The organism is Winogradskyella poriferorum (assembly GCF_050618035.1).
Lineage (GTDB): Bacteria > Bacteroidota > Bacteroidia > Flavobacteriales > Flavobacteriaceae > Winogradskyella > Winogradskyella poriferorum_A.
The window spans coordinates 423,379-436,878 of record NZ_JBODPY010000001.1 but is presented as its reverse complement, the minus strand read 5'-3'; the positions used below and the strand labels follow the sequence as shown (position 1 = coordinate 436,878).

Below are 13,500 nucleotides of genomic sequence, written 5' to 3'. Positions count from 1 at the left end.
AATTTACGATTATTTAAGCTATACCGTAAATATTTTATATATTTGTATTAGAATCTTGTAACAAGAATTTTGATAAACGCTGAACTCAGTTCGGCGTCTTTTTGTATATACAAAAACGAATGAATTATGAGTAAAGTATCTTATTATACCGAAGAAGGATTAAAAAAATTAAGAGAGGAATTAAATTACCTTAAAGATGTGGAACGTCCTAAGGCGTCTCAAGCGATTGCTGAAGCTCGTGATAAAGGTGATTTAAGTGAGAATGCTGAATATGATGCGGCAAAAGAAGCGCAAGGGATGCTAGAGATGAAAATTTCAAAAATGGAAGAAACTTTGGCTAATGCCAGAGTCATTGATGAATCTCAACTAGATACATCTAAGGTATTGGCACTTTCTATTGTAAAAATAAAGAACCAGGTTAATGGTATGGAGATGACCTATACGCTTGTTGCAGAAAGCGAAGCCGATTTAGCGAGTGGTAAAATTTCTGTGAATTCTCCTATCGGGAAAGGATTACTAGGTAAATCTGTAGGTGATGTTGCCGAAATACAAGTTCCAAGTGGTGTAATGAAATTTGATATCTTGGAGATCTCACGTTAAATAAAATTTGAAAGACTATAAGACTTAAAGATTCCTATAGATAGGAATCTTTTTTATATTTATAACATGGCTACAGTGTTTACCAAAATAATAGAAGGGGAGATCCCATCTTACAAGGTTGCAGAGACCGATGCTTTTTTTGCATTTTTAGATATTAATCCTAATACTAAAGGACACACACTTTGTATTCCCAAAAAGGAGGTAAATAAAATCTTTGATTTAGACGAAGAGACCTATTTAGGTCTTATGGCCTTTTCGCGTAGGGTGGCAATTGCTATTGAGAAATCTATTGCTTGTGAGCGTGTGGGTATGTCGGTCATAGGTCTAGAAGTGCCACATGTGCATGTCCATTTAATTCCATTACATAATATGGAAAATGCGCGGTTTACTACAAAGCAAAAAATGACACCTGAGGAGTTTGAAGCGACTGCGAAATTAATTGCTTCACATTTTGAATAAACTTCTAAACCGTTTTTAAGGCAATTTGGATGGTTGTGCCTTTCCCAATCTCAGAATGCAAGACTTTAATTTTTCCTTTGTGGTAATCTTCAACAATGCGCTTGGCTAAAGATAAACCAAGTCCCCAACCACGCTTTTTTGTGGTGTAACCAGGTTCAAAAATTTTCTGGAATTGCCCTTTCGGTATGCCTTTTCCAGTGTCTGAAATATTCACAAACACCTGTGCGTCATTTTGGGAAATATCTAAGGTTAATTCTCCTTTCCCTTTCATGGCATCGATGGCATTCTTTACTAAATTTTCAATGGTCCAACTGTAGAGTTGTGGGTTGAGATTTACAGGCAATTCGGTATTAGGCTTGTTTAATTTAAAGTCAACTAATTTCGAGGACCTCGACCTTAAATATTCAAATGATGAGGAAGTGGCTTCCACAAGATCAGTTTTTTGTAACGTTGGAGCAGATCCTATTTTGCTAAAGCGTTCTGTAATGGTTTGTAGTCGAGTTATATCTTTTTCTATTTCTGTAATGTATTCTGGGTTAACATTTTCAGATTTTAAGATTTCTGTCCAACCAACTAAAGAAGATAAGGGAGTTCCAATTTGGTGTGCCGTTTCTTTAGCCATACCAGTCCATAGCTTATTTTGTTCGGCGTTTTTTGAACTACGATAAAAGAAATAAACAACAGCTGCAAACAGCAGTATTATTAGAAGTAAAGCCAAAGGATAATACTTCAGTTTATTAAGTAATGGCGAATTGCCATAATAAATAGTTTGTATGGTTTCTTTACCCACTTTAACCTCAATAGGTTGGTTTTCATTAGAGAATTTGGCTATTAAACGCTGTACCTTAAGTGAATCACTGAGCTTCGTTTCTTCAATATTAATATAATTATTAACGGCTCCATCTGCATCGATGACCAGCATAGGTGTACTCGTTGTCATTTCTGTAAGGACGTGAGACGTAACATTGTTTACGTCCTTGTCTAAATCATCAATATTTTCTAAAAGATCGATTTGTGCAACAGACCAAGTGTTCATTTTTATGCGTTCTTCGGCCTTAAATTTTTGAAAGAAAGCATAAGTATTCCACAGAATTAAAGAGATAATTATAAAAGAGGAAAGTATGATAATCCAGCGGATTACGTTTCTGTTCAGTCTAAACATTGGTTAGCGCAATTTCATTTCTAAATATAATGCAAAAGTGTTAATAATATTGTCCGTCTATGTGCATAAATACTTCGGTAGGCATCACAATATAATTATCTTTGTTGAAAATCAGAGTGCTATATGATTTCTATTAACCCACAAGATCTTACTACAGCCAAATTACATAGTTATTTGTTGAGCTCGGTGGCACCAAGACCAATCGCATTTGCTAGTACAATAGATGCAGAAGGTCATCCTAATCTGTCCCCTTTTAGTTACTTTAACGTCTTTAGCACCAATCCGCCAATTTTGATTTTTTCACCTGCAAGACGTGTGCGAGACAATACGGTAAAACACACATTGGTTAATGCAGAAGCGGTAAAGGAGGTTGTTATTAATGTAGTAAACTATGATTTAGTCCACCAAATGTCATTGGCGAGTACGGAGTATCCCGAAGGTGTAAATGAGTTTGAAAAGGCTGGGCTTACTATGTTACCATCAGATGAGGTTAAACCGTTTAGAGTTGCTGAATCTCCTGTACAACTCGAATGTAAAATCAATGACATAGTTTATTTGGGTAAAGAAGGTGGTGCCGGAAATTTAATTGTGTGTGAAGTGGTTAAAATTCACATCACTGAAGAAGTTATAAATGGTGATGGATCTATAAATCAAGAAGCATTAGATCTGGTAGCAAGAGCAGGAGGAAGTTATTACAGTAGGGCCAAAAAAGGATTTTTTGAAATCCCTAAGCCTTTAAAAACAATGGGTATTGGTGTAGATGCCATGCCAGAACATGTAAAAAACAGTATGATCCTTACTGGAAATAATTTAGGGATGCTAGCAAATGTAGAGCGCTTGCCATCCCAAAAAGCGGTGAGTGAATTCATAGCACATTTAAGTGAACGCTATCCTAATATAAAGGAGGCATCTCATCGTAAAAAACACAAATTAGCTCAAAATTATTTGAGCTTTGGTGATGTAGAAAGTGCATGGAAGTTATTACTTTCGTAGTCTCAAAAAAAGAATCAATATTAAAATAAATAGATTAAGTAAAACATGGAAGTACAAGGTAGAATTAAGGTAATTGGAGAAACACAGACTTTTGGTAGTAATGGGTTTAGAAAGCGTGAAGTAGTAGTAACTACAGAAGAGCAGTACCCACAACATATTATGGTAGAGTTTGTGCAGGACAAGTCTGAATTACTTAATAATTTCCAGGTAGGACAACAAGTAAAAGTAAGTATAAACTTAAGAGGTAGAGAGTGGGTAAACCCACAGGGTGAAACTAAGTATTTTAATTCAATTCAAGGATGGCGAATTGAGGCTTTACAAGCTGAGTCTGGTAATGCAGATATGCCACCTGTGCCACCAACAGATGCTTTTGAGCCAGTGAGTGAATTAAATGAAGAAGACCATGATGATTTACCATTTTAGGGAATTGTAAATAATAATTTATAATAAAGACTTGTTTTAGTAAAACAGGTCTTTTTTTTAACGTTTAATTATTCATTTTATGGTTAGAATATTCACAGTTCTTATTTTAATTGCTATTCAGTTTTCAGGTTGCAAAGAATCAAAAATTGAGGAGTATAAGAAGGATATCTTAGGGGTTTGGATTCTAGAAAATGACTCTGAAACTAAAATAGAATTTTTAGAAGATGGTACTTTTAACAATTATTATGGTGAAGAATTACGTTCAACTGAGAATTATGTTATCACTGGCAGTTGCAATGGAGAGAATCAAGCAGATGGAACATTTATTTTAAAACGATATAGTAGTATTGATGACTACTTTTGTTCGTATATAGAGGGTTTAAATTTTAATGGTAGTAATATGCTCTCACTGATGACCTTCAATCAAGGTAAAATAATCGTTTTTATCAGAGAATAAATAGAATGAACAATTTCATTTATAAAAAGACTCATCTTCTATTGTGAGTCTTTTTTAATTTCAGGCAATAAAAAAGTCCTGATGGTTAGTCAGGACTTAATGTTGTGGTTTTAGGTTTGACCTTTACAAACAAACTTAAAAAAAAGCAATGATGAACAAAAATTTATACATAAAGGTCATGTCAAATATCAATAAAATTAACTAACTGACAAAACCAATTAGCCGATTTAACAGCAAAATTGTCTAAAAAGTGCTATAATAGCGCTGAAAATGCACTTTTTGAGCCAAAAAATAGAGTTTCCTCATGTTACTGAAGCAACGTCAGATGGCTTACTCGCCGTTGGTGGTGATTTATCTTCAGAACGGTTAATACATGCCTACACTAATGGTATTTTTCCATGGTACGATAAAGATGATCCAATTTTATGGTGGTCGCCAGATCCCAGATTTGTTCTTTTTCCCAAAGATTTAAAAGTATCTAAAAGCATGAAACAAGTGCTAAACAAAGATCTATTTAGAGTAACTAAGAATAAGTCTTTTGAAAGGGTAATTCATCATTGTGCTGAGGCCAAACGTCAAGGTCAAGAAGGGACATGGATTACCGATGAGATGATTGAAGCTTATGTAAAGTTGCATAAACTAGGCTATGCCAAATCAATCGAGGTATGGGAGAATAAAGAACTCGTTGGTGGGTTATACGGTATAGACTTAAAAAATGGTGTGTTCTGTGGTGAAAGCATGTTTGCACTGAAAAGTAATGCGAGTAAAGTGGCTTTTATTCATATGGTGCAGAAGGGTGGTTATAGGCTAATAGATTGCCAACTTCATACTAACCATCTAGAAAGTTTGGGTGCAAGCTATATGTCACGCGAGGCTTTTTTGAGGTATTTAAAATAGGATATATCTTAAACTTCGTTATAACGAAAGCACGATACCTCATGATCATTAACCATACCTGTGGCCTGCATATGCGCGTATACAACCGTAGTACCTACAAATTTAAAACCTCGCTTTTTTAAGTCTTTACTTATCGTATCGCTAAGTGGTGTATTGGCTGGCCCTTTCCTGTAATCTTTGAGTTTATTTTTAATGGGTTTCCCATCTGTAAATTGCCATATATAGTCTGAAAACGAACCAAATTCTTCTTGAATTTTGATAAATGCTTGGGCATTGGTTACAGTCGCTTTAACTTTTAGTTTGTTTCTTATAATACCAGCATCTAAAAGCAGTGCATCAATTTTAGATTGTTGGTATTTGGCAATCTTCTCATAGTCAAAATTATCAAATGCTTTTCTAAAGTTTTCACGTTTCCGAAGTACGGTAATCCAGCTTAATCCGGCTTGAAAGGTTTCGAGAATTAAAAACTCAAACAATTTATCATCATCGTATAGGGGAACACCCCATTCTTCATCATGATAGGTCTCGTACAAGGGGTCTCCAACACACCAGCCACAACGCGATTTTTCCATTTTGTAAGGTTTTAAATTCTACACTACTAATGTAACAACAGTTGCAGAATAAATGGCAGCTTAGACGTAACTTTGTATTATGGAAGTACTAGAAACACCAATGATAAACGATATAATTTCAAATAGCTTAGATAAAAGTATTAGCTATTCAGAATACCGCGAATTAGTGGAAAAACTGGTAGAAGATCAGTTGACTACTGGTAAGGATAAAACAGACGCTTTGATTAATTATACCATGCTAAACGACAGACGTATGCGTCGTTGGGATAAAACGGTTAAACTGTCTGAGGAGGACATAGCAAGTATAAAGTCCTTTGATAAAAAAGCTACTTGGTTAGTAATTACGGAGAGCTGGTGTGGTGACGCTGCACATGTAATGCCTGTGATTAATAAGGTAGCAGAACTCAATGATAAGATTGATTACAAAATTGTGATGCGCGATGAAAACGACGCCTTAATGGATGCGTTTTTAACCAATGGTGGTCGTGCTATACCAAAGCTAATTATGATAGATGACACCACTAATGAAGTGGTAAATACTTTTGGTCCTAGACCTTCTGTGGCCACAAAATTGGTAAATGATTATAAAGCCCTTCATGGTAAACTGACACCAGAATTTAAAGAAGATTTACAACGTTGGTACAACAAAGACAAAGGTCAATCAACGGTTAGTGATTTAATTAATTTACTGAAGTAATCTAGCGCTTCCCTTTAAATAAAAAGGTAATGGTTCCGAGTTGATCCTTTCGATCTGAGGTATCGAACTGTACGGATTTAGCATAGTCTATGGCATGATCTATTAAGCACTGATTTGTGGAGTTGGAAGCACCATTAATGTAAGCGTCAAAGACATTTCCATTCTCATCTACTCTTATTGAAACTACAATTTTACCACCATATTCACAGAGATATCTTGGGATCTCGTAATAGCCTAATGTACGTCCTGTTAAGGAATAGGTGAGTGTACTTCTTGTTTTTGAATGCTCATCGGCTATTTTTTGGTTTTCTAGACGTTTATTTAAGCGATCTTGTAACGCTTTAAAAGACTTGGTTTCTTCTTTATTAATACCGTAGCCATTATTTGAATTAACTGATTTATCCAGGCTTGTCTCTTCATTAACTTCTTTTGTCTCTGAAGCTTCCTCGAGCTGTTCTGTAGTTTTCTGAAAGTCGTTTGAGGCCAGTGTTTTAAAATTGCGCATCATTTCTTTAAATTCTTGATCCTCATTAAAAGCCTTGTTTGTCGAAGGTTCGTTTAAGTCGGTTAACTCTTCGTAGCGTTTCTCTTCTTTTTCTGGTTCTGGCTCAAGCTCATAATAGCTTTCAGAGATTAGTGTACCTTTTTGTTTTAATTGAATCGTAAATAGGGCAAGAATCACAGTTCCTGAGAGCAGGAAAGTGATAATGGCAGCCTTATATTTTTCAATTAAATACATAGTTTATAATACACTGTGTTTTGAATATACGAAAAATAGAACGAGTTGGTTGTAATCAACGGTTTTTAAGGAGCGTCTTTATGCAGTGTCTCTATGAATTCTTCAGGAGAAATGGCACCTTCAATTTTAAAATCTCCAATTCGTGTTCGTCGAAGTTCAGTGAGATGAGCTCCAGAATTTAAAGTCTTACCAAAGTCATGCGCCAAGGATCTAATATAGGTTCCTTTGCTACAAACTACTCTAAACTTGAGATTAAGATTGTCAATTGCAGTGATTTCAAAGGCCTTTATTTCAATATTTCTGGGTTTAATTTCAACCTCTTGTCCGGCTCTGGCAAACTCATAAAGACGTTTTCCATCTTTTTTTACTGCAGAGAAAACAGGAGGGTATTGCTCAATTTCTCCGATAAATTTTTCAGTAGCCTCATGGATTAGAGTTTCTGTAATGTGATCTATGGGATAAGTTTGGTCAATCTCAGTTTCAAGATCATAAGACGGTGTTGTACTACCAAGCGTAATTGTGCCAGTATATTCTTTTTCTTGCCCTTGAAATGTATTTATTTGCTTCGTCATTTTACCTGTACAAATAACAAGTAAACCGGTTGCCAAAGGATCTAAGGTGCCAGCGTGGCCGACTTTAATTTTCTTAATCTTAAATGTTTTTCTAATGGCCCAGCGTAATTTATTTACGGCTTGAAATGAGGTCCATTCTAATGGTTTATCTATTAAAAGAACTTGACCGTTTTTAAAATCTTCACCACTAAGCATCACATAACAATTATTATTGACTTATTGACCATATAATTGCGATGAGACCAACGATTGCGCAATAGATAGAAAAATAGGAGAGCTTACTTTTCTTTACCAACGCAATCATCCATGTGCACGCGAATAAACCAGCAACAAAGGCAGCAACAAAGCCAATACTAAGTGGTAAAAAGTTTGAGCTTTCATAGGTGAGTTCTCCACTGAGGATATCCTTAGCGATCTTTCCAAATATTAATGGCACAACCATTAAAAATGAAAAACGTGCAGCTTTAGTTTTATCATTACCCAATAATACAGACGTAGAAATTGTAGCACCAGATCTTGAAATTCCAGGAAGCATGGCTATAGCTTGCGATATACCAATTACAAAAGCATTTGAAAATGATACATTTTTACTTGTATTTTTTGCTTTGTCGGCTAGGAATAATAAAAGTGCAGTTACAATGAGCATAAATCCTACCAGAAGGATATTACCACCAAAAAGTTGTTCTAATTGTTCTTCAAAAAACAACCCAACCAAGGTAGCTGGAACCATTGAAACGACAATTTTGGCAATGAATTTCATGTCCTCATTCCACTCAAATTTCAGTATGCCTTTAAGGATGTCGAGGATGTCTTTTCTAAACACAACAATTGTGCTCAATGCAGTTGCAAAATGAAGCACAACAGTGAATAATAAACTTTCTTTTGGAACAGAATTATCACCCAAAATAGCTTTACCAAGTTCTAAATGACCACTAGAGGAAACCGGGAGAAATTCGGTAAGTCCTTGAATTATGCCTAAAATTATTGCGTCAATCACTTCCATGGAGCAAAAGTATCAATTAGAAACAAGTTTCAAAGGAAATGGTATTAAAATCGTTGTTCTTAAATTTTGTTTTAAATTTATAGGAGCTAACTATTACAACTAATCAAGAATCTCCACTTTTACTTTTATGGGCAAAATCAATCTTGCTGAAGGCGCAAAAAAGGTTTTAAATTCAAATTTTAACGAGGATAAAGGATTTACTATTCCATGTGAAGGGCTTTATCCGTTTCAATGGCATTGGGATTCTGGGTTTATAGCCATTGGATATGCACATTATGACATGAACAAGGCTAAACGAGAAGTGGAATCGTTGTTAAGTGGACAATGGCAAAATGGATTTATTCCTCACATTGTATTTCACAACCATAGTGACACCTATTTTCCAGGACCAGATTATCATAGATCGGATTTACATCCTGCATCGCCAAAAAACATTAAAACAACCGGGATTACCCAACCTCCAGTATTAGGATTTGTTTTAAAGGAGCTTTATGAAATTGCTGAAGACAAAGCCGATATATTAGAGTTCATTACAAGAAATATTGATAAGGTATATAAAAACCATCAGCATTTTTATGAGTACCGAGATCCTTATAATGAAGGTTTAGTTTATATCTACCACAATTGGGAATCAGGTACGGATAACTCACCAATTTGGGATGAAATTTGGCAGACTATGGATCCGCCAAAATATAAATACGAGCGAAAGGATACCACACATGTTGATGCCTCTCAACGTCCTACAAACAGAGAATATGATTGTTATTTACATCTTTTGGAAATTGCAAAAGCACATAACTATAGTGATGAAAAAATTGCTGAGCTCTCACCATTTTTAGTACAAGACCCTTTGTTTAACGCAATACTCATAAAATCAACGGAAGCCCTAATTGATTTATATAATATTATTGGTAATCAAACTGAAAAAGTAGAGTACCTTCAAAATTGGTTAGACAAGGCTAAAGTAAGGTTTGAGGAAAAGCTATATCATGAGGATTCCGATTCTTATGTATATTACGATTTACGTAATCAAAAGCATATTGCACATACTACCTCTTCTTCTTTTACACCATTATTTGCTGGTATACCAACTAAGGAGCATGCCGAAAAACTGGTTAGGAGACTACAAGCAGATTTTGGTAATGAAGATTTATTTCTTTGCGCATCCTTTGACCCTACAAGTTCACATTATAATCCAAAGAAGTATTGGAGAGGTCCAATATGGGTAAACTTAAATTGGTTGATATTCAGAGGTCTTAAACGCTATGGATATATAGACTTAGCAAATCGTATTAAGACCGAAACAATTAACTTCATTGATCACCACGGGTTTTACGAATATTTTGATGCCAGAAAAACCCAATTTGAAACAGCTGCCTATGGCGGTAAGAATTTTTCATGGAGCGCTGCCTTGATTTTAGATTTAATAAACGAATAAACATATGAATTGGTTAGACTACACCGTAATTGCCATTTACCTCATAGGCTTTATTGCTATGGGTTATTTTTTCAAGGATAATAAAGATTCAAAGGATTATTTCTTGGGTGGTAAAAGTTTGGGTTGGTTCCCATTAAGTTTGTCTACTATGGCGACGCAACTTTCTGCTATAAGCTTCATTTCAGCACCTGCTTTTGTAGGTTTAAAAGCCAATGGTGGTATGAAATGGTTGACCTTCGAATTTGCTGTTCCCCTAGCTATGATTGGGATTATGTTTTTTATTATTCCACCATTATATAAATCTGGTATTGTTAGTATCTATGAATATTTAGAACAACGCTTCTCAAAATCAACACGAAAACTAATTAGTGTGGTGTTTCAAATTAGTCGAGCATTGGGTACTGGTGTGATGGTGTTTACTATGGCATTAATTATCCAAGCTGTTGTTGGAATTAGTTTTCATTATACCTTAATCATTATTAGTGTAGTCACTTTGGTTTATTCCTATCAAGGAGGTATGAAAGCAGTGGTTTGGGGCGATGCCATTCAAATGATAATTTTATTTGCAGGATTGGTAATATGTTTAATTGTTGGGTATTCTTTACTAAAAGATACAGGGACCTTTAATGGCTTCGCCCCTGAAAGGTTACAGGTTATAGATTTAGATAATTTTGGGTTTTTCAGTGGCGATGAATATGGGTTTTGGCCTATGCTTTTAGGTGGACTATTCTTGTATTTGTCGTACTATGGGACTGATCAGACTCAAGCACAACGTTTGCTGTCTGCGAGGGATGAAGGCACCATAAAAAAGCTATTGATGGCCAATGGGTTGTTACGCTTTCCTGTAGTTCTGGTGTATTGTATTATGGGATTAATCATTGGGTATCTCGTCAGTAACATTCCAGAATTTTATGAGAGTATTAAAGAAACAACAAGAATTCACTATCCAGGAGAATTTGCAAAATCAGGTATTAAACCAGATCTAATGATTCCTGTTTTCATAACCAATTATTTACCAAATGGTCTAATTGGCATTTTAATGGTTGGAGTGATGTCTGCAGCCATGTCGTCCTTGAGTTCAACAATTAATTCTCTCAGTGCGGTTACGATAGAAGATTTTTTCAATAGTGGTCAGAAAAAATTATCAGGTAAGCGCTATATGTTTATATCAAAAGGCTTAGTGGTGTTTTGGGGTTCGGTTTGCATTTTGGCAGCCTATTTATTTGGGAATAGTCAGAGTACTGTAATTGAATTAATAAATGCTATTTCGTCCTTATTTTTTGGGCCAATATTAGCAGCGTTTATTATAGCTATTTTCTTTAAAAAGGTAAATCATATTGGTATGAATGTGGCCATTGTAACTTCCGTAGTTGTTAATTTGGTCTTCAAGTATTTACCGGAATTGATTTATTTATTTAGTCAAGGTAGTTTTTATGATGGTGAAGGATCCATCCATACTGCATTAGCCGAACTTGGGATATCAAATGTTCCGGATTTATTCTGGATATGGTACAATCTAACAGGATTTGTTATTGCTGTTGTTATGGCAGTTATTGTGAGTAAGTTGACTAGTAAAGTACCGGCTAAAACTATGGAATTACAATACACTTTTAACTCAAAAGAATTTATGCAAAAGGAGAGTGTAATTCTACTTTCATTCTTTGTACTTATTCTTGTTTTTAGCTTCTTTTTACCAACTATTCTAGGTTAGCAAATGCAAATAATATTAGCACCAGATAAATATAAAGGATCACTTTCTGGAATGGAATTCTGCGATATTGTAGAACCAATTCTGAAAGATAATCTCGGCGCTAAAGTTGTAAGATTACCATTGGCTGATGGTGGAGACGGTACGATAGAAGTTATAAATTTTTACTTGTCGGGTGTATTTAAAACCGTTGAGGTTAAGGATCCTTTATTTCGTCCTATTAAGGCGTCTTATTTGTATTCTGAAACAACAGGAATAGCATTTATTGAAATGGCTGAAGCATCAGGAATTAAGCTTCTAAAACCTGAAGATCAAAACTGTATGCATACAACGACTTTTGGTACAGGAGAATTGATTCTTAGTGCTATTAATGAAGGTGCAAAACATATTATTTTAGGTATTGGCGGAAGTGCTACTAATGATTGTGGTATTGGTATGGCTACGGCCTTAGGATATGAGTTTCTTGATCATCATGGTAAATGTCTAGAACCAGTGGGTCGAAATCTTATCCATATTTATAAGATTAGTGATAACAAGGTTAATCAAAGACTTAAGAATATTAAGATTCAAATAGCGTGTGATGTTAAGAATCCATTATACGGACCAAAGGGTGCGGCTCATGTCTATGCGAAACAAAAAGGTGCAAGTTCATCAGAAATTGAACATTTAAATTCTGGGCTACAGCATTTTTCTCAACTTTTAGATGATCACTTTAATATCAAAACACAGCAAATTGAAGGTGCTGGAGCGGCAGGTGGTATGGGTGCGGGAACAGTTACATTTTTAAATGGTGAGCTCATTCCTGGTATTGATTTAATTATGCAGATTGCCAATTTTGAGGAAAGCGTTAAAAATGCGGATTGGATTATCACTGGAGAAGGGCGACTCGATGACCAGACACTTTCAGGGAAGGCTATTAGTGGTATTATCGAAGTGGCCAAAAGGTACAATGTTAAAGTAGCTTCTTTTTCGGGAAGCTCAGATTTAAACTCTGATGAAGTTAAAGATATGGGAATTGCCTATAGCACAACCATTATGGATAAAGCAACGAGTTTTGAGGATGCTTTAAAAAATACTACAGAGTATTTAGAGCAATTAGCAATAGATTTTACGACTTCTTTTTAGAGTCTTTTTTGTTTGGATTAAGAAGAATGGCATAAACCTGAATTCCAAATCCAATAAGAACAAGAGTAGGTGCTAAGCGAATGCGTCTAAAGTTAAAGATAGATGGATCGAAAACTTTAGGGTCGTCACTGCCACCGCCTGCCATGAGGATAAAACCTAAGGCTATAAAACCTAATCCAATAAAAAGCCACTTGTAATTTTTTTTGCCAAAAATAAAATCAGCTTTAGCGTCTTCTTTACGTTTTTTCTCTCCCATTAGTTTTTAAATTCAGTAAAAATTATCTCGTCACCGAGGGCAAGTTGCGAAATATGTTCGGATGTAATACCTCCCACAACCTTAGCTAAGTGCAAAGTAACAGTTTTATTTAGAACTTTTCTCTTAAGAGAATCTAAATTTAAACCTTGCTCTAATCCTCTATTAATGTAATAGAAATCTGTACCATCGTCTCTAAATACAATGTCATAACTGCTTCCTTCAGTAATCTTTGTGACTCTAACACTCTTTACGACACAATCTTCAGGTGTTGGATTATTAATGATACAAGATTTAAGTAATAGAAAACAAAGAAATATTAAAGCGAATCCTGTAATTAAAGAGATTACTGTTTTTTTCATAATCATTAGAAGTTATGCAGTTAACGAAATATAACAGCAT

17 protein-coding genes are annotated in these 13,500 nt (G+C 35.1%); 10 read left to right on the top strand and 7 right to left on the bottom strand.

The genetic code is table 11. From position 1 onward, the window contains the following. Positions 1 to 126 precede the first annotated feature (126 nt). Together greA and ACRHOC_RS01900 are read left to right on the top strand one after the other, a co-directional pair. Entirely contained in the window at positions 127 to 600 is a 474-nt protein-coding gene (greA, locus tag ACRHOC_RS01905; protein ID WP_431156814.1) for a transcription elongation factor GreA, read from the top strand. 66 nt (positions 601 to 666) lie between these two features. Then, positions 667 to 1,059 carry an HIT family protein gene (locus ACRHOC_RS01900; protein ID WP_431156813.1) on the top strand — a complete coding sequence of 131 codons (393 nt, stop codon included), beginning with the start codon at positions 667 to 669 and terminating at the stop codon, positions 1,057 to 1,059. 4 nt (positions 1,060 to 1,063) lie between these two features. Here the strand turns inward: ACRHOC_RS01900 and ACRHOC_RS01895 are convergent, their stop codons facing one another. Beyond that, positions 1,064 to 2,221, bottom strand: coding sequence for a sensor histidine kinase (locus tag ACRHOC_RS01895; RefSeq protein WP_431156812.1), 1,158 nt, complete (start codon positions 2,219 to 2,221; stop codon positions 1,064 to 1,066). A 123-nt stretch (positions 2,222 to 2,344) separates the two neighbouring features. On the opposite strand from ACRHOC_RS01895, the gene ACRHOC_RS01890 reads away from it, so the two are divergent. From ACRHOC_RS01890 to aat, 4 genes are all read left to right on the top strand, one after another. Further along, positions 2,345 to 3,214 carry a flavin reductase family protein gene (locus ACRHOC_RS01890; protein WP_431156811.1) on the top strand — a complete coding sequence of 290 codons (870 nt, stop codon included), beginning with the start codon at positions 2,345 to 2,347 and terminating at the stop codon, positions 3,212 to 3,214. A gap of 45 nt (positions 3,215 to 3,259) precedes the next feature. Continuing rightward, positions 3,260 to 3,637: a DUF3127 domain-containing protein gene (locus ACRHOC_RS01885; protein ID WP_431156810.1), complete on the top strand. Its 378-nt coding sequence runs from the start codon at positions 3,260 to 3,262 to the stop codon at positions 3,635 to 3,637. A gap of 79 nt (positions 3,638 to 3,716) precedes the next feature. Then, positions 3,717 to 4,094, top strand: a complete 378-nt coding sequence (locus ACRHOC_RS01880; RefSeq protein WP_431156809.1) for a hypothetical protein — start codon at positions 3,717 to 3,719, stop codon at positions 4,092 to 4,094. 270 nt (positions 4,095 to 4,364) lie between these two features. After that, positions 4,365 to 4,991: a leucyl/phenylalanyl-tRNA--protein transferase gene (aat, locus tag ACRHOC_RS01875; protein WP_431156808.1), complete on the top strand. Its 627-nt coding sequence runs from the start codon at positions 4,365 to 4,367 to the stop codon at positions 4,989 to 4,991. Between the two features lie 8 nt (positions 4,992 to 4,999). On the opposite strand, the gene ACRHOC_RS01870 is transcribed toward aat, so the two are convergent. Beyond that, positions 5,000 to 5,563: a DNA-3-methyladenine glycosylase I gene (locus tag ACRHOC_RS01870; protein ID WP_431156807.1), complete on the bottom strand. Its 564-nt coding sequence runs from the start codon at positions 5,561 to 5,563 to the stop codon at positions 5,000 to 5,002. A 79-nt stretch (positions 5,564 to 5,642) separates the two neighbouring features. Between ACRHOC_RS01870 and ACRHOC_RS01865 the strand changes: the two genes are divergently transcribed. Beyond that, positions 5,643 to 6,260, top strand: a complete 618-nt coding sequence (locus tag ACRHOC_RS01865; RefSeq protein ID WP_431156805.1) for a thioredoxin family protein — start codon at positions 5,643 to 5,645, stop codon at positions 6,258 to 6,260. Position 6,261: 1 nt separating this feature from the next. Here the strand turns inward: ACRHOC_RS01865 and ACRHOC_RS01860 are convergent, their stop codons facing one another. From ACRHOC_RS01860 to ACRHOC_RS01850, 3 genes are all read right to left on the bottom strand, one after another. Next, positions 6,262 to 6,999, bottom strand: a complete 738-nt coding sequence (locus ACRHOC_RS01860) for a hypothetical protein (RefSeq protein ID WP_431156804.1) — start codon at positions 6,997 to 6,999, stop codon at positions 6,262 to 6,264. A 65-nt stretch (positions 7,000 to 7,064) separates the two neighbouring features. Then, positions 7,065 to 7,766 (bottom strand): tRNA pseudouridine(55) synthase TruB, encoded by a 702-nt coding sequence (gene truB, locus ACRHOC_RS01855; protein ID WP_431156803.1) that lies wholly within the window; start codon positions 7,764 to 7,766, stop codon positions 7,065 to 7,067. A gap of 13 nt (positions 7,767 to 7,779) precedes the next feature. Continuing rightward, positions 7,780 to 8,574: an undecaprenyl-diphosphate phosphatase gene (locus ACRHOC_RS01850; protein ID WP_431156802.1), complete on the bottom strand. Its 795-nt coding sequence runs from the start codon at positions 8,572 to 8,574 to the stop codon at positions 7,780 to 7,782. Between the two features lie 127 nt (positions 8,575 to 8,701). Between ACRHOC_RS01850 and ACRHOC_RS01845 the strand changes: the two genes are divergently transcribed. From ACRHOC_RS01845 to ACRHOC_RS01835, 3 genes are read left to right on the top strand one after another with little or no spacing between them, the layout of a single operon-like run. Continuing rightward, positions 8,702 to 10,012 carry an amylo-alpha-1,6-glucosidase gene (locus tag ACRHOC_RS01845; protein ID WP_431156801.1) on the top strand — a complete coding sequence of 437 codons (1,311 nt, stop codon included), beginning with the start codon at positions 8,702 to 8,704 and terminating at the stop codon, positions 10,010 to 10,012. A gap of 4 nt (positions 10,013 to 10,016) precedes the next feature. Beyond that, positions 10,017 to 11,723 carry a sodium:solute symporter family transporter gene (locus ACRHOC_RS01840; protein ID WP_431156800.1) on the top strand — a complete coding sequence of 569 codons (1,707 nt, stop codon included), beginning with the start codon at positions 10,017 to 10,019 and terminating at the stop codon, positions 11,721 to 11,723. Positions 11,724 to 11,726: 3 nt separating this feature from the next. Beyond that, positions 11,727 to 12,845: a glycerate kinase gene (locus ACRHOC_RS01835; RefSeq protein ID WP_431156799.1), complete on the top strand. Its 1,119-nt coding sequence runs from the start codon at positions 11,727 to 11,729 to the stop codon at positions 12,843 to 12,845. Here the strand turns inward: ACRHOC_RS01835 and ACRHOC_RS01830 are convergent. Then, entirely contained in the window at positions 12,829 to 13,101 is a 273-nt protein-coding gene (locus tag ACRHOC_RS01830; RefSeq protein ID WP_431156798.1) for a DUF3098 domain-containing protein, read from the bottom strand. The genes ACRHOC_RS01835 and ACRHOC_RS01830 overlap by 17 nt on opposite strands. Next, the gene (locus ACRHOC_RS01825) at positions 13,101 to 13,460 is read right to left on the bottom strand and encodes a hypothetical protein (RefSeq protein ID WP_431156797.1); all 360 of its coding nucleotides are present in this window, start codon (positions 13,458 to 13,460) and stop codon (positions 13,101 to 13,103) included. Before ACRHOC_RS01825 ends, ACRHOC_RS01830 begins: the two co-directional genes overlap by 1 nt. Positions 13,461 to 13,500 lie beyond the last annotated feature (40 nt).

Coding starts and splice junctions, on each gene's coding strand:
- greA (WP_431156814.1), top strand. CDS start 127: ATGAGTAAAGTATCTTATTATACCGAAGAAGGATTAAAAAAATTAAGA.
- ACRHOC_RS01900 (WP_431156813.1), top strand. CDS start 667: ATGGCTACAGTGTTTACCAAAATAATAGAAGGGGAGATCCCATCTTAC.
- ACRHOC_RS01895 (WP_431156812.1), bottom strand. CDS start 2,221: ATGTTTAGACTGAACAGAAACGTAATCCGCTGGATTATCATACTTTCC.
- ACRHOC_RS01890 (WP_431156811.1), top strand. CDS start 2,345: ATGATTTCTATTAACCCACAAGATCTTACTACAGCCAAATTACATAGT.
- ACRHOC_RS01885 (WP_431156810.1), top strand. CDS start 3,260: ATGGAAGTACAAGGTAGAATTAAGGTAATTGGAGAAACACAGACTTTT.
- ACRHOC_RS01880 (WP_431156809.1), top strand. CDS start 3,717: ATGGTTAGAATATTCACAGTTCTTATTTTAATTGCTATTCAGTTTTCA.
- aat (WP_431156808.1), top strand. CDS start 4,365: ATGCACTTTTTGAGCCAAAAAATAGAGTTTCCTCATGTTACTGAAGCA.
- ACRHOC_RS01870 (WP_431156807.1), bottom strand. CDS start 5,563: ATGGAAAAATCGCGTTGTGGCTGGTGTGTTGGAGACCCCTTGTACGAG.
- ACRHOC_RS01865 (WP_431156805.1), top strand. CDS start 5,643: ATGGAAGTACTAGAAACACCAATGATAAACGATATAATTTCAAATAGC.
- ACRHOC_RS01860 (WP_431156804.1), bottom strand. CDS start 6,999: ATGTATTTAATTGAAAAATATAAGGCTGCCATTATCACTTTCCTGCTC.
- truB (WP_431156803.1), bottom strand. CDS start 7,766: ATGCTTAGTGGTGAAGATTTTAAAAACGGTCAAGTTCTTTTAATAGAT.
- ACRHOC_RS01850 (WP_431156802.1), bottom strand. CDS start 8,574: ATGGAAGTGATTGACGCAATAATTTTAGGCATAATTCAAGGACTTACC.
- ACRHOC_RS01845 (WP_431156801.1), top strand. CDS start 8,702: ATGGGCAAAATCAATCTTGCTGAAGGCGCAAAAAAGGTTTTAAATTCA.
- ACRHOC_RS01840 (WP_431156800.1), top strand. CDS start 10,017: ATGAATTGGTTAGACTACACCGTAATTGCCATTTACCTCATAGGCTTT.
- ACRHOC_RS01835 (WP_431156799.1), top strand. CDS start 11,727: ATGCAAATAATATTAGCACCAGATAAATATAAAGGATCACTTTCTGGA.
- ACRHOC_RS01830 (WP_431156798.1), bottom strand. CDS start 13,101: ATGGGAGAGAAAAAACGTAAAGAAGACGCTAAAGCTGATTTTATTTTT.
- ACRHOC_RS01825 (WP_431156797.1), bottom strand. CDS start 13,460: ATGAAAAAAACAGTAATCTCTTTAATTACAGGATTCGCTTTAATATTT.